Origin of the sequence: Sphaerochaeta sp. S2, assembly GCF_016406725.1 — a bacterium.
Taxonomy (GTDB): Bacteria; Spirochaetota; Spirochaetia; order Sphaerochaetales; family Sphaerochaetaceae; genus Sphaerochaeta.
Genome location: NZ_JAEKNT010000533.1, coordinates 1 through 20,122 on the forward strand (window position 1 = coordinate 1; position 20,122 = coordinate 20,122).

Annotated in this window: 20 protein-coding genes; 18 read left to right on the plus strand and 2 right to left on the minus strand. The window is 42.4% G+C overall.

Going from position 1 to position 20,122, the window contains the following annotated elements; genetic code table 11:
- A partial coding sequence (locus JF818_RS15720; protein ID WP_198892990.1) for a hypothetical protein occupies positions 1-717 on the minus strand: 717 nt, incomplete at its 3' end.
- A 354-nt stretch (positions 718-1,071) separates the two neighbouring features.
- Here JF818_RS15720 and JF818_RS15725 point away from each other — a divergent pair.
- Positions 1,072-2,607 carry a Fic family protein gene (locus JF818_RS15725; RefSeq protein ID WP_198892991.1) on the plus strand — a complete coding sequence of 512 codons (1,536 nt, stop codon included), beginning with the start codon at positions 1,072-1,074 and terminating at the stop codon, positions 2,605-2,607.
- 594 nt (positions 2,608-3,201) lie between these two features.
- Positions 3,202-3,897, plus strand: a complete 696-nt coding sequence (locus JF818_RS15730) for a sugar ABC transporter substrate-binding protein (RefSeq protein ID WP_198892992.1) — start codon at positions 3,202-3,204, stop codon at positions 3,895-3,897.
- A 71-nt stretch (positions 3,898-3,968) separates the two neighbouring features.
- Here the strand turns inward: JF818_RS15730 and JF818_RS15735 are convergent, their stop codons facing one another.
- A complete protein-coding gene (locus JF818_RS15735; RefSeq protein WP_198892993.1) occupies positions 3,969-4,571 on the minus strand; it encodes a helix-turn-helix domain-containing protein in 603 nt (200 codons plus the stop codon).
- Between the two features lie 635 nt (positions 4,572-5,206).
- Here JF818_RS15735 and JF818_RS15740 point away from each other — a divergent pair.
- From JF818_RS15740 to JF818_RS15815, 16 genes are all read left to right on the plus strand, one after another.
- On the plus strand, positions 5,207-5,788 hold the full coding sequence (locus JF818_RS15740) for a winged helix-turn-helix transcriptional regulator (protein ID WP_198892994.1): 582 nt from the start codon (positions 5,207-5,209) through the stop codon (positions 5,786-5,788).
- Between the two features lie 142 nt (positions 5,789-5,930).
- A complete protein-coding gene (locus JF818_RS15745; protein WP_198892995.1) occupies positions 5,931-7,640 on the plus strand; it encodes an ATP-dependent endonuclease in 1,710 nt (569 codons plus the stop codon).
- A gap of 217 nt (positions 7,641-7,857) precedes the next feature.
- Entirely contained in the window at positions 7,858-8,208 is a 351-nt protein-coding gene (locus tag JF818_RS15750; RefSeq protein WP_198892996.1) for a hypothetical protein, read from the plus strand.
- Positions 8,209-8,286: 78 nt separating this feature from the next.
- Positions 8,287-8,901 carry a DegT/DnrJ/EryC1/StrS aminotransferase family protein gene (locus JF818_RS15755; protein WP_198892997.1) on the plus strand — a complete coding sequence of 205 codons (615 nt, stop codon included), beginning with the start codon at positions 8,287-8,289 and terminating at the stop codon, positions 8,899-8,901.
- Between the two features lie 236 nt (positions 8,902-9,137).
- Complete coding sequence (locus JF818_RS15760; protein ID WP_198892998.1) at positions 9,138-10,346, plus strand: DegT/DnrJ/EryC1/StrS aminotransferase family protein; 1,209 nt, start codon at positions 9,138-9,140, stop codon at positions 10,344-10,346.
- A 6-nt stretch (positions 10,347-10,352) separates the two neighbouring features.
- Positions 10,353-11,036, plus strand: coding sequence for a sugar transferase (locus JF818_RS15765; RefSeq protein WP_198892999.1), 684 nt, complete (start codon positions 10,353-10,355; stop codon positions 11,034-11,036).
- Positions 11,037-11,639, plus strand: coding sequence for a GNAT family N-acetyltransferase (locus JF818_RS15770; protein WP_198893000.1), 603 nt, complete (start codon positions 11,037-11,039; stop codon positions 11,637-11,639).
- Positions 11,640-11,778: 139 nt separating this feature from the next.
- Complete coding sequence (locus tag JF818_RS15775) at positions 11,779-13,056, plus strand: glycosyltransferase family 4 protein (protein ID WP_198893001.1); 1,278 nt, start codon at positions 11,779-11,781, stop codon at positions 13,054-13,056.
- 121 nt (positions 13,057-13,177) lie between these two features.
- Positions 13,178-14,494: a nucleotide sugar dehydrogenase gene (locus tag JF818_RS15780; RefSeq protein WP_198893002.1), complete on the plus strand. Its 1,317-nt coding sequence runs from the start codon at positions 13,178-13,180 to the stop codon at positions 14,492-14,494.
- Entirely contained in the window at positions 14,494-15,573 is a 1,080-nt protein-coding gene (locus JF818_RS15785; RefSeq protein WP_198893003.1) for a Gfo/Idh/MocA family protein, read from the plus strand. Before JF818_RS15780 ends, JF818_RS15785 begins: the two co-directional genes overlap by 1 nt.
- Positions 15,574-15,644: 71 nt before the next feature.
- Positions 15,645-16,538, plus strand: a complete 894-nt coding sequence (locus JF818_RS15790) for a DapH/DapD/GlmU-related protein (protein WP_198893004.1) — start codon at positions 15,645-15,647, stop codon at positions 16,536-16,538.
- Between the two features lie 39 nt (positions 16,539-16,577).
- On the plus strand, positions 16,578-17,285 hold the full coding sequence (locus JF818_RS15795) for a hypothetical protein (protein ID WP_198893005.1): 708 nt from the start codon (positions 16,578-16,580) through the stop codon (positions 17,283-17,285).
- Between the two features lie 18 nt (positions 17,286-17,303).
- A complete protein-coding gene (locus JF818_RS15800) occupies positions 17,304-18,239 on the plus strand; it encodes a UDP-3-O-(3-hydroxymyristoyl)glucosamine N-acyltransferase (protein ID WP_198893006.1) in 936 nt (311 codons plus the stop codon).
- 11 nt (positions 18,240-18,250) lie between these two features.
- Positions 18,251-19,234: a beta-ketoacyl-ACP synthase III gene (locus JF818_RS15805; protein ID WP_198893007.1), complete on the plus strand. Its 984-nt coding sequence runs from the start codon at positions 18,251-18,253 to the stop codon at positions 19,232-19,234.
- A gap of 13 nt (positions 19,235-19,247) precedes the next feature.
- Positions 19,248-19,952 carry a 3-oxoacyl-ACP reductase FabG gene (gene fabG, locus JF818_RS15810; RefSeq protein ID WP_198893008.1) on the plus strand — a complete coding sequence of 235 codons (705 nt, stop codon included), beginning with the start codon at positions 19,248-19,250 and terminating at the stop codon, positions 19,950-19,952.
- Positions 19,952-20,122 (plus strand): carboxyl transferase domain-containing protein (locus JF818_RS15815; protein ID WP_304945019.1); only part of this gene is annotated, 171 nt, incomplete at its 3' end. The genes fabG and JF818_RS15815, both read left to right, overlap by 1 nt.

Genomic DNA, 20,122 nt, shown 5'->3' on the forward strand with positions numbered 1-20,122 from the left:
GGTATCTTCAGAGCATGACCAGATGAACTTCGCCCCAGTTGCTACCAAGGCTTCCGTCTCTGGTGCATCTTGTAATCCAAAGAGCAGTCTCTTTTCCCTCAGCAGCTTCAGAGTGTGCTCATCGCCTGGTGTTATCACAGGGTAGAGGTTCTGTACGCTGAGAAGCTGGGAAGCAAACGCTTCATCAATGACACCATCAGGAAAAGGAGCGAAGAATGCGCAGTCGGGGTGTGCTACGCACAGCGCGATAAGTGTATCTTTGTCTGTCTTTTTGTTTTCTGTTTTCTTACTGTCTGTTCTCTTGTTATCTGGCATCTGGGTAAAGCAGTATACGTAGGTGCCGGCGAGCTTTCCCTTCCTGATGGCCTCATCACATTCATTGTGCAATATTATCACCCAAGGAATTGTAGAGTCCTGTTCGACTTCCTTTTTCTTTCTTGCCAGGTATGCATTCAGGATACAGGTATTGAAGAACCGCTTGAATACTGAGGTGTCGATGTCCTGCCAGAAGGAGAGCAGGTATTCATACCAAGGAGATTCCTTGGTATCAAGAATACCCTGTACTTTCTCCCGGAGTTCCTTTGAGGACTCGGCCATATCAACCGATTCGATGAATTTCAGGAGTTTCGGCAGGTTTTCTTCCGGGTCTCCTTCCAGGTAGCGCCAAGCCATCTGGGCAATCATCTCGGTTCCACGACGTTTCAGTAGGTTTGTCATACACTATAAGATGGAAGGTTTTCTCCAGCAGGGTATGGTCAGTATCAGGAATGTGTCCCAAAGCTGGACATATGTATTATTCTGTCGGTTTTTCCAGCAGGTTCTGAACTGTTTCGCAGAATATTGATTGAACAGCATGTAAGATTGACAGGAAAGAAGTGGCTTGGTATCGCCTTCGGATAAGGATTTTGACAGGAACATACCTTTTATTACAGCGCGCCTTCCTTTTGTAATCGCTTTGCCTGTAGGATAACTGAATTTGCATGAGTATGACAAATAATAATACTATTTGTTTACAAACCGGTGAAATGTAACTATATTTACAGTATGATATTACTTTTGTGAGGCATGTCCATGCATATACACGTTTTTGACCATCGACTGGCAGGGTATGCATATCTTATTGAGAAACTTGCAATCGTAGGTATACCTAACTGGCATAGATCGACAGTCTCCGCTACAGGTACACAATCCATCAATATACGGGACGGGTTTGTTGATGAGGTTTTCAGAACCCAATATTGGCCCGGTGAAACAATTGGGGAGCATCTTGAGTTTGCACTGAAATATGACGGGGTGAATCTGGCTTTACTGGCAAAAATCTTCGAAAAGGTGCACCCTAGGGTGCTTACTGAGTACATCAGATCCAAACCAACCGGGAAATATGCCCGAAGGATTTGGTTTTTCTATGAGTTTCTAACGGAAAATCTGTTGCCTCTCAACGACATGACCACCGGCAACTATGTTGATGCCTTGGAAAGCAGAGACTATTACACCGTAGAGAAGGGGGAAAGGTCTTCACGTCACCGCATTGTGAACAACCTCCTTGGTACTAGGGCCTTTTGTCCTGTCGTCAGGAAAACGAAGAAGCTCTTAGAATTGGATTCTGCAGCACTGAAAAAGCGGTGTGAGGAAATTGTTACGGCGTATCCTCCCGGGCTTCTTCGCAGGGCACTGAGCTACCTCTATAACAAAGAGGCAAAATCTTCCTTTGAAATAGAGCACGTCAAAAGTACTTCCTCCCGTATAGAAACATTCATTGCATCTCTGCTCCTTGCTGAAAAAGAAGATTTCTGTGATAAGGAACGTCTGATTGAGATTCAAAACCGCATTGTTGACCCGCGATTCAGAGACAGTGATTATCGGGTGAAACAAAACTATGTTGGGCAGTCGGTTGCTTATCAGAAGGAGATAATCCACTATATCTGCCCAAGACCTGATGATCTGCCAAGTTTGATGGAGGGTTTGCTTGCTTCCCATACCAGGATGAAAACAGGAGGAGTCCCTCCTGTTGTCCATGCTGCAGTGATCGCCTATGGTTTTGTGTTTCTGCACCCGTTTGAGGATGGAAACGGCAGAATACATCATTTTCTAATACACAATATTCTTTCTATACAGAACCTAGTGCCGCGTGGACTCATGTTCCCCATTTCAGCGGTCATGCTTAAGAATCCAGAAGCGTATGATCGATCATTGGAAGCTTTTTCCAAGCCACTGCTTCAGGTCATCGACTATCGACTCGATGAAATGGGGAGGATGACAGTGGAGAATGAGAGTGTTGTTTGGTACTCCTTTATGGATTTGACCGTCCAAGCAGAAGCCTTGTCGGCGTTTATTCTCAAGACAATTGAAGAAGAGCTTGTACAAGAGCTCAATTTCCTTGCCAACTATGACGCTACCAAAAAGGCGATTCAGGATATTATTGATATGCCTGACCGTTTGATCGATCTATTCATTCAGTTGTGTCTGCAGGGTAACGGTAAGCTGTCTACAAGAAAGAGATCAGCGCATTTTGACTTTCTCAGTGATGAAGAGCTTGTAGCCATGGAGCAGGCGGTACGAGAGGCACAGGGGAGTCCATACGCTCAGCAGGATATGCAGGGGTCATAACCAGTATCAGGGATTATTGGCCTACCTCCCTATCTACCAGAACCCTCCCATGGGGTTATATACCTCCACTGTTTATGTGTTTGTTGAGCCGGTGGAGTAGAAACGCAGGAATGAAATTGGATAGTTCTTTGTTTTTTCTACTTTAAACACCAGCAACAATCGAGAGGCAAACTCAGGGAGTCGAATCCCATACGTCTGGAAATAGATGCTCAGTGTTGTTGTCGTCGCATAGTTCTGATTTCTCCGTCCCTCACGTAAGCTGAGTGTACTCTTGTTGAATGGTTTTCGCGCGAACCTACCTCTGCATAGTTTAAAAGGGTCAGAACGTTGAATTTCAGTGCATGACAGAGTCGTAGGATCGTATCCAGCTTTCGTCGCCAGTCGGGATTCGTCTTGATTTCGTTAATCCGCCTGGGATTCGATCCGGTTCGCGCGGCAAGGATATGCTGTTTATTCCCCAACGGAGCGAGAGGAAAGGAACCATCATGCTGGTTCCTTTCCCGAGCGAGTGCAGGGAAAGCAAGGTGAGATACCCCGTCCCTTGGGACGGAAAAGGAGGCAACGCCTCCTGAGTTCAGGGCTTGCCCTGAGGTATTGATACCTTTCATTGCCCAGGGTGTCGACTTCCTGGTCTTGATCCCCAACGATGCAACGGCACTCGTGAATGTCATCAATGATGCTGCAAAGCAGGACATTGGTGTGTTCCTCGTAGACTCCGGTGCAGATGAGTCAGACTATGTTTCTTACATTGGTACTGACAACTACGCTGGTGGTGTCTTGGCTGCTGAATGGTTCGGTGAGAATGTAACCGGTCAGGTTGCAATTATCGATGGTGCTGCAGGTAATGCTGCAACCACTGCACGATTCAATGGCTTCATGGACACGATCGGTGACTATCCTGAAATTGAAGTTGTAACAGCTGACTACGGTAATGGAGACATGGGAACTTCCATGACTGTTGCTGAGAACTTCTTGACTGCCTACCCAGGTCTCTCAGGTATCTTTGCCTGTGACGACCAGATGGCTCAGGGCGCTGGACAGGCTGTGAAGGCACGGAATCTGAGTGATACTGTGACTGTCTGTGGTTTCGACGGTTCACCCGACGGAGCACAGGCAATCATTGACGGTATTATGGATGCTACTGTCGCGCAGCAGCCCAGACTTATGGGCAAGACTGCAGTTGACTACATTATCAAGTACATGAGTGGCGATTCAATTGACCCAGTCATCTACACTGATTGTGAGATGGTCACTGCAGACAATGCTGCAAGCTTCCTTGCTTGGCACTAAAAAAGATTCTACTTCGTAGAAGCAAGCGCAGGAGTATCGGCCCAGTCGTCTTTTCGGCTGGGCCATTATAATCAACAATAGCAGAGAGAAACATTGGGGTTCATAACCGGCAACGTGTCCAATTGTACTTCCTGAAACAACCGAGAGACAAACTCAGTGAGTCGAATCCCATACGCCTGGCAATAGATGCCCAGTGTCGTGGTCGTCGGGTAGTTCTGGTTTCTCCGTCCCTCTCGTAAGCTGATCGTACTCTTGCTGAAGGGTGTTATCTCTTCCAGTCTATCTTGGCTTATCCCACACTCCTTACGCAGTATCTTAAGCGTCCAGGCCACATGAGACGGCATCATAACCAAGATTAACTTCATCTGCTGTTCCACAGAAATGCCATAGGTTTTACCTAATGCTGGCTTTTGCTTTCTGTTTTCTGTTGGGTGTTGGGTGTTGGGTGTTGGGTGTTGGCCGCGCGAACCGACCTCTGCGTAGTCCAGAAAGGTCAGCACGTTGAATTTCAGTGCATGACAGAGTCGTAGGATCGTATCCAGCTTTGGTCGCCAGTCGGGATTTGTGGTGATTTCGGTAATCCACCTGGGATTCGATCCGGTTCGCGCGGCAAGCAATGTTTCGTCTACTTTGCTCTCTTGCATTGCCCATACCAGTGCTGCTTGGAATTGCATATACGTAACCTCCAATTATGTTAGATACCTCCTAAGAGGAATACATTTTGGTTTTGCTTCAGGGAATTTGGAAAATGATTTTCTTTATAACGGTAGAAGTAGGTTGGTTTTTCTCCCATTTCAAGTAAATTTACATTTTGTATGAAATTTGTAAGAAAAAACTGACATGTCTTTGCTTATGGCAGGATTCTCTGTCTTATAAGCAGAAGAATCTGACAGATTTACGTCAAAATTGTAAAGAAAATCCTAAATCTGAGTTGATGGCAACCAGAAGTAGTGGTAGTATGGTTTTCAGCATGTGAAGCAGTAACGGGTAACAACTAGAGACTTCTTGTGTCATAGCTGTAACGTACTGCTTCCCTAGCAGGTTTTTCTTCTTGAAGGAAGGTTTTCTTCCTGGCTCGAAGATGTATACCGAGTATGTTCCGGCAGCCGGTATATAACGGGATGGTATTACTGGTTCCTGCATTACCCTCAAGTGGTATGTTGTGGCGAAGCTGTGCATCCTGTTCCCTGCTCTTTCTTCCTAACACAAGGCAATTCAATGCAAGCCTTCTTCGAAGGGTTTCCCCTTCGAAACAGAGCTACCTATTCCCTACGTTCAAAAAATGAACAAATTGTTCTGACATAACTGTATGCAAAGCGAACCAACAACCAAGGAATTCTCCATCCTATCCTACATTGAGCAAAACTCAGATGCCACTCAACGAGAGTTATCTGAGCATGTTGGTGTGTCCTTGGGGATGATCAACATTTTGTTGAAGCGTTTGGTTAAGAAGGGCTTGGTAAAAATAGAGCGACTTCAACCCAACTCAGTTAAATACTTCCTCACTCCACAGGGTATCGCCAGTAAGTTAGAGAGGACTTATGGGTATATTGTGAGGACGTATAGGGAGCTCTCTCTCTTCAAGGGGAGTATCAAGGGGGTGTTACACTCTCTTATTACCGACAGGAACAAAGACAGAGTATGGTTCTTTGGGCCAGATAATGATTTTGTTTTCGTAGTACGTGAACTACTTGCCTCTGATTTTCCTGAATTGGAAGAGAGGATTCTCACAGAGCAAGATCAAGTAAAAGCACTCCTAAAGAAAGAACCTAATCCAATATTTCTTACTTGGAATGCTGATTCCTTCTCTTATCTTGAATCACTCGGGGTAACTCCTGTGCATATACTCAGTAAGGTTACTGTTCGGGGTATTGAGGATGGGGAAGGATAATGGAGGAAACAAAAAACCTAGTAAGTTATATAAGAACAGAGATATCGAGTGAATTTTGTATTAAAGTTGGTGTAAAGAGATTGTTTTCAAATGCAGTTACCTTTTTTTATTCAGCTGAGGCTAACAAACAGAGGAAAGGTAAATGAGAATTCTATCTTTTTCTGTAAGCAATTTTAGAAGCCTCACTAGAGTTCAAAAAATTGATTTCTCTGAGAAGACTGTTTTAGTTGGGAAGAATAATGAAGGTAAGTCAAATCTTCTTAAAGCCATCAATATTGCAATGAACTTACTAATTGGGCATGAACTTAGATTAGGCCGAAGGATTATTTCGAGCAAATATAGAAGGAGAAATGAGTCAATCTATAATTGGGAAAGAGATTTTCCTATAGAAAAACAGAAACAGAAAAAAGGATTGGAAACAACCTTTCGAATAGAATTCAATTTGGATGATGCTGAATTAATTGAATTTAAGGAGACAATAAAATCTTCTCTTAATGGTGTATTGCCTATTGAGATATCTATAGGCATAGATTCTCGCCCTGTATATAAAATTGCTAAGATCGGAAGAGGACAAATAACCCTAAATGAGAAGAAAAGAAAAATTTTAGATTTTATAAGTCAGCGAATCTCAATTAATTATATACCAGCCATTAGAACTGATGATGAAGCGCTCTCTGTTATAAGGAGCATGCTTTCGGATGAGCTCCAAGTATTAGAGGAGAGAGAAGAGTATCAGAACGCTTTAAGGATTATTTCGGAATTGCAAAAACCGCTGATCAAGCATCTTGGTGATACTATTCGGCTTTCATTGCAGGAATTCTTGCCATCAGTGAAAGATGTTCGAATAGAGATCGAGGAAGAAGAGAGGAGAATTGCCTTACGTACTGATTTGAATGTAATTGTTGATGATGGGACCCCAACAGACATCAAATTCAAGGGTGATGGAATTAAAAGTCTTGTTGCATTGTGTTTGTTGAAGAATATAAATAGTAGTGGAAATGAAGTAATTCTTATCGAGGAACCTGAATCCCATTTGCACCCTGAAGCAATACATGGTCTGGTCAGCGTGATTGAAAGAATTGCAAAGAATAATCAAGTTGTCATTTCTACTCATAATCCACTTTTTGTAGAGAGACAATTTATCGAGCATAATATTATTGTTAATTCCGGCAGAGCTGTTTCGGCGAAGAGAATTGAAGACATTCGGAAAATCCTTGGTATAAAGGCTTCAGATAATCTGATGAATGCTAGTTATGCATTGATTGTTGAAGGAGAATCGGATAGACGGTCATTGACTGCAATCTTACCCACCCTGAGTAATTTGATCTCTGAAGCTATGAAAAATCATACGTTAGTTATCGATGCGATTGGGGGGACCGGAAACCTCTTATATAAATTACAAACGCTAAGGAATACTTTGTGCTCTTTTTATGTGTTTTTTGATAATGATGAAGCAGCAATTGAAAGGATTACAAAAGCAATAGAAGAACATTATCTTGAAAATGATAGCTATACTTGTTCTATCTGTAATGGTATGAGCCAATCTGAAATTGAAGATTGTTTTGAAGTTAATGTCTATAAGGATGCAATTCAAAAGGAATTTTCAATACAATTAGAGGGATCTTCTTTCCGCGGAAATAAAAAGTGGTCTCTCAGAATGAAAAGTGTATTTCAAAATTGTGGTAAAATCTGGAATGAAAAAACAGAAAAAACAGTTAAGACAATTGTTGCTGATTGCATTGAAGCCCATCCTCACGATGCGCTAAATAAACACAAGCGAAGTTCTATCGATTCGCTGGTGAAATCATTGGAGACTCTTCTTCTGAAGACTTCCAACCAGTTACTTTTATAGACATCTTTCAGTAGTGACGGGTTAGATGAATACTAACGTTAATTATTCAAATCTGACGCTGTAGGGAAGGATGCTGGGATCCTCTTGACCCTATTAGACTCAAATTATTGTTGTAGGGTGTTATATAGCTCCGTATTACTTTGTAGTTAGCAATGATTATTTATCAACATAGATAGCCAATTAATGTTGGCTCTATATAAAATTTTGAGGTGCAAGAATGGATAGTAGAGCTAACGAAAGAGAAGCGGATGTAATTATGAATTATAGTGTATTACTAGATTCTTTATTGAGTTCTGGTAAAAATCCTTGTTGGCTAGTTGTTAAGGATGAAAAAGAACACTCTTTTTCAATACTTGGAATTGGCTTCCATGATCTGGATTTAATGTTCCTATACAAAAAGCTTCAGGAACAAAAATATGTGATTCAGATAAACAGCCCGCCAATAGAGATGGATGATGGTAGCACTGTTTCTTTTAATTCAGTTAAAAATTCTTTCCTAAATTTTGGATATAATTGGGAGAATCCAGAGAGTTTGCTGTGTAGATTGTTAGAGATTATCAAGAATTAGCATTAGAACTAGAACGAAAGTATCCACTTTGCTACAACCGTAAGGCTTGCACTCATTGCCCATATAGGAACAAATCAGATGATTAAAAGAATCTATCTCTCATCTCCAACTATGCATGACTTGGAGATGAAATACATACAAGAAGCCTTCGATACCAACTGGGTAGCTCCATTGGGGAAGAATGTTGATGAGTTTGAGAATGAGATGGCCTCCTTTATTGGAGTCAGCCATGCAGCAGCACTTGTATCAGGTACTGCTGCGCTTCATCTTGCTTTAAAGCTTTGTAACGTACAACCAGGAGATCTTGTCTTCTGTTCTGATTTAACCTTCTCAGCTACCGTTAATCCTGTTTCCTATGAGGGTGGTGTTCAAGTCTTCATTGACAGTGAACGAGACACTTGGAATATGGATCCAAGAGCCTTGGAGCGAGCATTTAAAAAATACCCAAAACCCAAGGCTGTCATTGTTGCAAACCTCTATGGGATTCCTGCTCAGTTGGAAGAGATTAAAGAGATTTGTGACCACAATAACGTTCCTCTTATTGAGGATGCTGCAGAGAGCCTAGGTGCTACCTACAGAGGGAAACAAACAGGAACCTTTGGTAAGTACTCTGCGCTTTCTTTAGTCGTTTTGAAGAATAGTACGAGTAAGGAATATACCGGAATAAGGAAAAAGAGCTCGAAAGTTGCATAAATATGCAGGAATCGAGGGGTTTTGGGATATTGGGCTGGTTGAGTTGAAGCTGGATGAAAGAGAGCACGGAATACGTTAGCCACACCGAGATTTCGGCGCAGAGCTGAAATAAGTGGTGGGGAACTTATGAACATAGGGTGGGAGTGGGGAGTTCCTGATGAGGAGCTTATGTCCTGCCTAAACGCTATCCTGACTCATCCAACAGCACTGGGTTATAAGAAAAAAGGGGAATTGCTTTGAGTAATACGCGAAAGATTACATTTTCTCCTCCTGATATTACACAAGAAGAGATAGATGAGGTTGTTGATACTTTACGGTCAGGGTGGATTACTACCGGACCGAAGACAAAACTATTCGAGAAGCAGTTAGCTGAATATTGTCATACCAGTACGGTCTGTTGTCTTAGTTCTGCTACCGCAGCTCTTGAGCTTTGCCTTATACTTCTTGGAATAGGTCCTGGTGATGAAGTTATTACAAGTGCCTACACATACACGGCATCATGTAGTCCCATCATCCATGTGGGAGCAACTCCTGTACTAGTCGATGTCGCGCCTGATTCTTTTCATATAGATTACGAGAAGATCGGCAAGGCGATTACCTCTCGGACAAAAGCCGTTATTCCAGTGGATATTGGCGGGGTGATGTGCGATTACGATGCCCTCTACCAAGTGCTTGAAGAACATAAAGCACTCTATTCTCCCAACAATGAAATTCAATCTCTATTTGATCGAGTCATAGTCATCTCAGATGCTGCACATTCCATTGGCGCTACCTATAAAGGAAAGATGTCTGGACAGCTAGGAGATTTTACTGCTTTCTCTTTTCACGCTGTAAAAAATTTAACTACAGCTGAAGGTGGCGCACTCACCTGGAGAGATCGTGAAGGATTGGACAATGACAAATTATATCATCAGGTCCAATTGTTATCTCTTCATGGGCAGAGTAAAGATGCTTTATCAAAGACGCAGTTTGGTGCATGGGAATATGACATAGTCGGTCCGTACTACAAGTGTAATATGACTGACATTATGGCGGCCCTAGGATTGGTGCAGCTAAAAAGGTATCCAGAGATTCTCAAGAGAAGAAGACAGATTATTGAGATGTATAACGAGGGACTGAAGGATTTGCCTGTTACTTCTCTGGTACACTATACCGATACTCTTGAATCGAGTGGGCACCTCTACTTGATGAGAATCAACGGCTATAAAGAGCAACAAAGAAACGACTTCATCAAGAATATGGCAGAAACAGGTATCGCTACCAACGTCCACTATAAGCCTCTTCCTATGCACTCTGCATACAAGACGCTTGGCTTCAAGATAGAAGACTTCCCAAACACCTACAAGCAATTTGAGAATGAGGTGACATTGCCGTTGAATACGTGTCTGAAGGATGAAGAGATTAGGTATCTTTTGCAGACTATTCGAAGCTTTCTCACCAGGTAATGTTGTATGTTGGTTAAGCGATGGGACAAACTTCCCATAGACATGCAGAATGATGCGGTTAGACCGTATTATGAACTGCTTAGGAAAAAGGTTGTTTCATTACTGGTTAAAAGAATTTTCGACGTGATCATGTCGATAGTATTACTCATAATTCTTTCACCGGTCTTCTTAATTGTTTCCCTATTCATAAAAATTGATTCCAAAGGAACTGTTTTTTATAGACAAGAGCGTGTCACTCAATATGGAAAGAGATTCAAGATCTTCAAGTTCCGTACCATGGTAGTGAATGCTGATAAGATTGGTTCTTTCGTTACCATCAATAATGATTCCAGGGTAACCAAGATTGGGAAAAAGTTGAGAAAGTATCGATTGGATGAGATTCCACAGTTGCTGAACATTCTAACGGGTAATATGACTTTCGTCGGGACCAGGCCTGAAGTACCAAAGTACGTAGCCTATTACACTGATGAAATGAAGGCGACATTGCTGTTACCTGCAGGGGTCACCTCAAAAGCGAGTATTGAATACAAGGATGAAGAGAAGATCTTGAAGGAAGCAGAGAATATTGATGAGGTGTATGTGGAGAGGATATTGAGGGAGAAAATGAGGATTAATACTGAATCAATTAGAGCCTTTTCCTGTTTTGCTGATATGGTCTTGTTGCTTCGAACCTGTTTGGCGGTGCTATAAATGAAAATCCAGAAAGCAACAGATTTTCATGAAGTTGAGCAAATTGCAGCAATCCATTTATCCTCATTCCCTGGTTTCTTTCTTACTTTCTTAGGGAAGGGCTTTCTAAAATACCTCTATAAAGGTTTTATACTACACCCAGATTCAGGGATTCTTGTTGCAAAGAAAGAATCTCGCGTTGTTGGGTTTCTTGCTTATTCCACAGAACTTTCACAATTTTATTCATTTATCCTTAAGCGATTCTTTTTCCCTTTTGCTTGGTATGGTTTTCTTGGAGCGCTAAGAAGTCCAAAAAGTATTCTGCGAATTATCAGAGCATTAACGTATCCAAGTGCAAAGAAAACGGATAAGAAGAATATTGAGATTAGCTCAATAGCAGTTGATCCTAATGTGCAAACAAAAGGGATTGGTTCTGTGCTTATCGAGCAATTATGTGAAATTTTCAAAGACTCGGAATTTCAAGTAATTTGTCTTGAAACTGATGCAGAAAATAATGATGCGGCAAATGCTTTTTATGAGAAGAATGGTTTTAAAGTAGAGAATGTTTCTGAGACTCCTGAAGGGAGAAGGATGAATCATTATATTAGGCATGTAAAGGGTTGAACTGTGTGAGGATACTGACACCTGTTACCTTTGTATTTTTATTAAGAATCCTAATTGAGCAACTATTACTCTATTAGTTTGATTGCATAGTTGAGGAAACAGTAGAAAATGAAAATACTACAAAACATCGAGTTAATAGATGGAAACAATAGCCAATAAAAAAAATATTTGGATTATTAATCAATATGCGATGTCTCCAGATCATGAAGTTAGAGTGAGACACAATATGTTTGCACGCTACCTTGGGGAATTAGATTATGACGTAACTGTTATCGGTGGATCTTTTTTTCATAATATGAACAAGAGTGTTGACATAGGGAAAGGCAAATTTAAAATAAAAGAATATGGGAATCAGCGATTTGTGCATGTTAGAGTTAATTCGTATAAAGGAAATGGATTCAAGAGAAAGATATCATTTCTGATTTTTCACTTGAATTTGATTCTAAGTGCAAAAAGAATCATTCAAAATATAGGACAAGTTCCTAATATCGTCATCTATGATAATGCAGCATTTCCTATCAATGCTGCATTATACTTGCAAAAACGATATCATTCAAAATTGATAGTAGAAGTCAGAGATTTGTGGCCGGAATCAATTATTGTCTATAAGGTAGCAAAATCTAACAATCTACTAATAAGATATTTATATTATCTAGAAAAGAATATGTATATAAAAGCAGATAGTATAATTTTTACAATGGAAGGCGGGAAAGATTACATAATTGAAAAAGGCTGGGATAAACAACATGGAGGCTCAGTAAATCTTGATAAAGTTCATCATATTAACAATGGTGTAGATCTGGATGTATTTGATAGGAATGTCCAAGAGAAAATTATTAAAGATGTTGACCTCGATAATCCAGATTCCTTCAAGTTTGTATACACTGGTTCTATTCGACGAGCAAATAATCTAGATCTTGTACTTGATGCAGCCAAGTTGGTGAAGAACCCCAAAATCCAATTCTTAATATGGGGCGATGGTGACCAATTAACTAGATTGAAACAGCGACTAAAGGATGAGCAGATACAGAATGTAATTTTTAAGGGAAAAGTAGGGAAACACTTTGTTCCGGGGATTTTACACCGTGCTGATGCTACCTTTTTCGTATTAGAGAATTCTCCTCTATTTCGTTTTGGGTTGAGTTTGAACAAAAGCTTTGAATATTTGGCAGCCGGAAAACCTCTATTGATTATAGGTGACGCAGCCTATTCAATGATAGACGAATATAAATGTGGGTACCATCTGCGAGAGAATTCACCTGAGGAGTTCTCAAAATCCGTTGAACAATTGGTTGGTTTAGATTCAAGGGAATATCAAGCATTATGTGAGAATGCTAGAGATGCTGCCAAGAAGTATGACTTTAAGGTACTTACGGATAAATTGATTGAATTACTTGAGTGTAACTCATCACCATAGAATGTAATAAGAAGTATTTGGAAGTTAAAGAGTTATAGTTTGCATGGTCTTCAGTTGTGCGAGGAAGATTTTTCTATTGTGATACGAGAATAGTTAAAAAATATAAACAAGGTAAGATATTATGATAAAAGATAAGATTCTAGATTTAATTCATAAGCGAACAATATCAGTTGCTGTTATTGGCTTGGGCTACGTTGGCCTCCCCTTGGCTGTTGAGAAAGCAAGAGCAGGCTTCAAGACCACTGGCTTTGATGTCCAGCAGAAGAAAGTGGATATGGTAAACCAAGGCATCAATTATATTGGTGATGTTGTCCAGGAAGACTTGGCTTCCTTGGTGAAGAATGGGATGCTCAGGGCAACCAGTGATTTCTCCTTTGTGAAGGATTGTGACTTCATCGCCATCTGTGTTCCCACTCCCCTGGACGAACACCAGCAACCTGACATCACCTACGTACGGGATTCTGTCATGGAGATAGCCAAATATCTCAAGAAGGATTCAATTGTTGTCCTGGAGTCTACCACCTATCCGGGGACCACCGAGGAGTTGGTGAAGCCCCTGCTTGAGGAAGGCTCCGGCCTTGTCTGCGGGGAAGAATTCTATCTCGGCTTCTCCCCTGAGCGTGTCGATCCAGGCAATTTGTTGTACAAGACGAAGAACACCCCCAAGGTGGTCGGAGGTATCGGAAAGGATGCTACCGAGGTGATTGCAGCAATGTATCGTGCGGTGCTTTCCAGTGATGTGACCGAGGTTTCCAGCCCTGCGGTGGCAGAGATGGAGAAGATTCTGGAGAATACCTATCGGAATGTGAACATTGGCCTGGTAAATGAGCTTGCCCAGCTCTGCCACGAGATGGGAATCAGCATCTGGGAAGTCATCGATGCGGCAAAGACCAAGCCCTATGGGTTCCAGGCCTTCTATCCCGGCCCTGGACTTGGCGGGCATTGCATCCCCCTCGATCCCTACTACCTTTCTTGGAAAGCGAGGGAGTACGGATTCCATACGTCGATGATAGAGAGCTCGATGATGATCAACGACCGCATGCCTGAATACACAGTCGAGCGTGCCTCCAAGATTCTGAACAGGTTCAGGAAAGCCCTCAACGGATCGAAGGTATTGGTGTTGGGTGTAGCCTACAAGCAGGATATTGACGACTACCGCGAGAGTCCGGCACTCAAGGTCATCGAGATACTGGAGAGGCAAGGGGCGGAAGTGACCTACTACGACCCCTGGGTGGCTGAGTACCGGTACAAGGGAAGGGCGGTGCAGGGTTTGAAGGAACTCACGAAGGAGACTCTGCAAGAGTCCGATTTGGTCATGGTCACTGCGGCGCACAGCAATGTGGATTATGGCTTTGTACAGCAGCATGCAAAAGCAATTTTCGACACCAAGAACGTGATGAAGGCAATCAAGAACCGCGACAACATAGAGGTGCTGTGATGAGATATGCATTGATCGGCTGTGGGAGAATCTCCCCGAACCATCTGGCCGCAGCCCAAGCAAACAAGCTTGAGATAGTTGGCCTGTGCGACATCGATGCAGCCATGCTTGAAGACAAGATGCTCAAGTTCAAATTGGATGCTTCGAAAGTTGCACAGTACGATGACTATCAACTGATGCTCGACGAACAGAAGCCCGAGCTGGTCTCCATCTGCACCGAGAGCGGAAAGCATGCCGCCATCGCCTTGGACTGTATCAGGCGAGGCATAAACATCATTGTAGAGAAACCGATTGCCCTCTCCATCGAGGATGCAGATGCAATAATTGAGGAAGCAAGAAAGCATAACGTCAAGGTCTGTGCATGCCACCAGAACCGCTTCAACAAGTCGGTGGTGAAGATCCGCGAGGCGATGGACCAGCGGCGTTTCGGCCGCCTGTTCTACGGTACTGCCCACATCCGCTGGAACCGGGGTCATGAATATTACGACCGTGCTTCTTGGCGTGGTACCTGGGAGCAGGACGGAGGTGCATTGATGAACCAGTGCATCCACAATATTGACTTACTGAGATGGATGATGGGAAACGAAGTAACCGAGGTGTTCGCCTACACCGACAAGCTCAACCATCCCTACATCGAGGCAGAGGATCTGGGCATCGCCCTCATCCGGTTCGCCAACGGTTCCTACGGCATCATCGAGGGGACTACGGACATCTATCCCAAGAACCTGGAGGAGACGCTCTACCTGTTCGGCGAGAAGGGTACGGTGAAGGCCGGGGGCCAGTCGGTGAACATCATCGAGGAGTGGCGGTTCGCCGACATGCTCGACGACGCCGAGGAAGTGAAAGCAACCTACCATGAGAATCCACCCAACGTGTACGGATTCGGCCACACCCCCTTATTCGCAGATGTGATTGAAGCAATCAGGACTGATCGGCAGCCGAAGGTGACCGCAGAGGACGGAAAACGTGCCCTTGAGCTGGTGCTGGCCATCTACAAATCTGCTGCTGAAGGGAAGCCTGTGAGATTTCCTTTGGAGGATTGTGCTACTACTGATTTCGCTGGGAGATTTAGGGAATAATGTTTATCTGTGTGATTTACAGGAAAGTTAATGCGGTCTGATTTATTTATCAGAAAGGCAGTTACGGATACATGAATGTAAAACAGTTCAATCCTGAATACGATTTTGAGATTTTCGGGGCTACTTATTTAGAGTCACCAAGACCAAATTCCGTATTGTTTATTGGAAAGAAAATTGCATCCAACATGGTTCATCTGGAAAAAGCACATCAGTGTCTCGTTTTCGTTGAGGATGGGGTGGATGTACCTGAACATTATCGGAAGTACAACTGTATCCAATTCTCTCCTAATCCATCCCGAGACTATGCAATTGTAGCAAGTATGATTTGGGAAGAGAGACAAGGTAGCAATAAGAATCGAACTTACAATCTTGCAAAGGAAGGCTATTGGTATGGTGAGAATGTGCAGATTGGGAAGAATGTAAAGATCCAGCCGGGCTCATTTATTGATCATGATGTTATCATTGGTGAAGGTTCAACCATATTGTCCGGTGCTAGAATTTCCAATACAATACTAGGTGCAGGTTGCATTATCAAACAGAATGCCGTTATCGGAGGGTATGGGTTTGTCATGTCTAGGGATGAAAAGAATCAGATAATCAGAATTCCAAGCCTAGGTAGTGTTGTACTGGGAGCTGAAGTAGAGGTTGGCAGTTTTACGACCGTCTGCTGCGGAACTGGGAATGACACGATATTAGAAGACCGGGTCAAGTTAGATGATCATGTCCATATCGGACATGATGTACACATCGCCCACGATACCGAGTTGACGGCCGGGGTCATTGTCGGTGGATATTGTAGAATTGGTGAGAATTGTTTCATTGGAATCAATGCATCATTGAGGAATAGGATATCTATTGGAACAAATGTCTTCGTTGGGATGGGAGCCGTGGTTACCAAGTCTTTTGAGGATGGAATAACAATCATCGGTAATCCTGCTCACTTGCTTAATGTAGAGAATATTTAGGGAATTCATACTTTTTCAATAAATGGAAATACATATACCATGAATCTAGACTTAGATTTTTCCTATCAATCATATGAGAAGCTTTTGAAGGAATTGATTGTAAAAAAATACTCAAATCCCCTAATAGGTGACGTTTTATCGCCTAAAAAATTGCTGTATTTGCGCCATGATGTAGATACAGATTATATAGGGGTTATCCCTCTTGCCACTATCGAGCATTCTTTGGGGATGAAATCAACTTGGTATTTTCTTCCTGATTGTCCTGTCTACAATATATGCTCAAATAAAATCCAACTGATTATTAGACAACTAGCTGATATGGGTCACCAAATCGGACTGCATATTGATGCCACCCAATATGAGAATCTGGAAGAAATGATAAGCTTTATTGAATCCTATTATGAATTTCTTTCTTCCTTTCTTCCGATTTCTAGAACTCTTTCTTTTCATAAACCTGCGGATTGGTTGCTCAATGACGTGAATATTCCCAATTGGGTGAACGCATATCAGAAAGAATACTATTCGGAAGTTATTTATGTATCCGACAGCAATCGGAGAGAATTTTGGAAAGAGGTGAGATTGTATACAGCCATTAATGAAAATAAATCTTTAACGCTGTTAACGCACCCTCTTTGGTGGAAGGAGGCGTCCTTAACGTCTGAAGAGTTATTCGAGTATACTTGTAAAATACTTGGGACTAATGTTGTTGAAGCTTATTTGAAAGAGACCTGTAAACGATATTCTTGATACTGGAGTAGGATTGCAATGATTAATTGGCCATTAGAAACCTACTGGAGAGAAAAGCATTCAATATTCTCGGAGCAAGATAATTTTGCTATTAATTGTCTTTCTTCGATCTTTAATCCTAGTAGTAATTCATTGCTTTTTATCAAGGAAGTTACAGGACCATTAATTGAAGATCTATCATCCATACACGGATCAATAATAATCACCAAGCCTGAGTATCGATCAGTAGTAAAGCATCTATCTGCTTCAAACGGGTTTGTCTTTGACGATGACCCACGATATAAATTTGCCGAGATTCTTGAACCATTGTGTAATACTGTGTCGCTTAGAGGTACTTTCACTTGGAATGAGAAGTATCAGGCGTATTTAGGAAAGAATGTGTCAATTTCTACTGACGTCTACATAGAGCCAAATGTAACGATTGGAGATAATGCTGTAATAGGTGAGCATGTCAGAATATTCTCTGGAGCTAGAATCGGCCCAAATGTAAAAATTGGGGCGAATTCAGTAATTAGGGAAAATGCAGTAATTGGTGGATGGGGATTTGGAATTGCACAAAAAAAAGGTTTCCGTTCAATTCGAATTCCCCACATTGGTGGTGTTAGTATTGGTGCACATGTTGAGATTGGTGCTTTGTCGACTATTTGTTCAGGTACGATTGATCCTACCGTGGTAGAAGATTTTGTTAATATTGATGATCATGTACACATTGCCCATAACTGTGTGATTGGGAAAAATACCGTTGTAACAGCATGTGCAGAAATTTCAGGTAGCGTGAATATCGGATACAGCTGTTGGATTGCTCCTAATGTTTCAGTAATCAATGGAATTTCGATTGGTAACAATGCAATGATAGGTATTGGGGCGGTAATTCTTAAAGCGGTTGCAGATAATGTAGTCGTAGTTGGGAATCCCGGAAAAGTAATTCGAATGAATGGTGTTGAAAATCCATAGGAGAAAAAAGGGTGAGAACCATAGGCATAACCGGAACCGGTTACTACCTTCCTTCGAAAGTGGTGACCAATAAGGACCTTGAGAAAACTATCGATACCACTGACGAGTGGATTTTCTCGAAGGTTGGCGTTAAAGAGAGAAGAATTGCTTCCAGCCAGGAAGCAACGAGCGACCTAGCCCTATATGCTGCTCAGAATGCCATAAGGGATGCCGGAATCCATGCAGAGGATATTGATTTGATTGTTTTGGCGACATCCAGTCCCGACATGATTCAGCCCCCGACAGCATCTATTGTACAGGGTAAGTTAGGAGCGTACAACGCTGCGGCCTTTGATGTCGGAGCTGTCTGTGCAGGCTTTGTGTATGCAATCTCAGTCGGGTATTCCATGATGGTCGCAGAGCCTTCCTACAAGCATATCTTAGTCATCGGGGCGGAGACTTACTCAAGAATTATGGACTGGAAGGACAGGTCGACTTGTGTGTTCTTCGGTGACGGTGCCGGAGCCTGCATCCTGTCCGAGGTTTCTGAAAGCAAGGGTATCATGACCAAGTATCTTATGACTGAGGGCCAAGGCGCTTCGGTCATCCAATTTCTTGCCGGGGGATCCAGATACCCTGCAACCCATGAGACCTTAGACAAGAATATGCACCGTTTCCAGATGGAAGGGAAGGCGGTCTGGGATTTTGCCACTAGGGTCATGCCATTTGCCGTCAAAAAAGTACTCAAGGATGCTGGTTTGTCGATTGATGATATAGATTGGATATTTCCCCACCAGGCAAACATTAACATCATCCTGAAGTGTTTCAAGGATTTGGGAGTACCGATGGAAAAGACCTATACCACGATTGCCCAATATGCCAATACATCTGGGGCTTCGGTAATCATTACCTTGGCTGAAGCTGCGACGAAAGGGTTGTTGAAGAAGGGTGACAAAATTGTATTGGTGGGATTCGGAGGCGGGCTTTCCTACGGGGCGATATTGCTGGAATGGTAAAGGTTGACGGTGTATGAGAAAAATTGCCTTGGTAACTGGTGGTTCTCGTGGAATCGGGAAAGCCATTGTAGATGTTCTTTCAGAAGTTTTCGATGTGTATTACACATATCATAGCGCTTCTTCTGAGGCTGCAAAGATTGAATCAGAATTCATCCACCCGTTGAAAGCTGATTCTCATGACTATGAGGCAATTCAAAGGGTCGTTGCTGAAATTGTGCAACATGGTACAATTTCAATATTGATAAATAATGCTGGCATAACAAAAGACAAGACCTGCCGAAAAATGACTAAGAACGAGTGGGATGATGTGATTTCCATCAATCTGAATGCAGCGTTTTACTACAGCCAAGCTTGCTTGCAGCCAATGATTGATGGTGGTTGGGGAAGAATAGTAAATATTTCTTCTATCATCGGACTTACTGGAGGGTTTGGGCAATCAAATTATGCAGCTGCAAAAGCTGGTTTGATTGGATTCTCGAAGTCTCTTGCTATGGAATTAGCCATAAAGAATATTACCGTAAATGCAATATCTCCGGGATATGTCGAAACTCATATGACAAAGCAGATTCCAGAGAGTATTAAGACTTCATTACTCGAAAAAATACCTATGCGTAGATTTGGAACCACATCGGAAGTTGCCTCTCTCGTTCGCTATTTAGTATCAGAGGATTCTTCCTATATAACCGGACAAGTATTCTGTGTTAGCGGTGGATTATGATGAAGTATGATGTAGAGAAGCAACACTCCAAGGGGAAGCTCCATGCCATTGAGCGGCTGGACTTGCTGCTCGATAAAGATTCTTTTCAAGAGATAGGTTCCCAAGTGCAGCATTCTTATACCTTGTTTGGGATGGACAAGAAAGATTTACCATATGACGGAGTCATTACC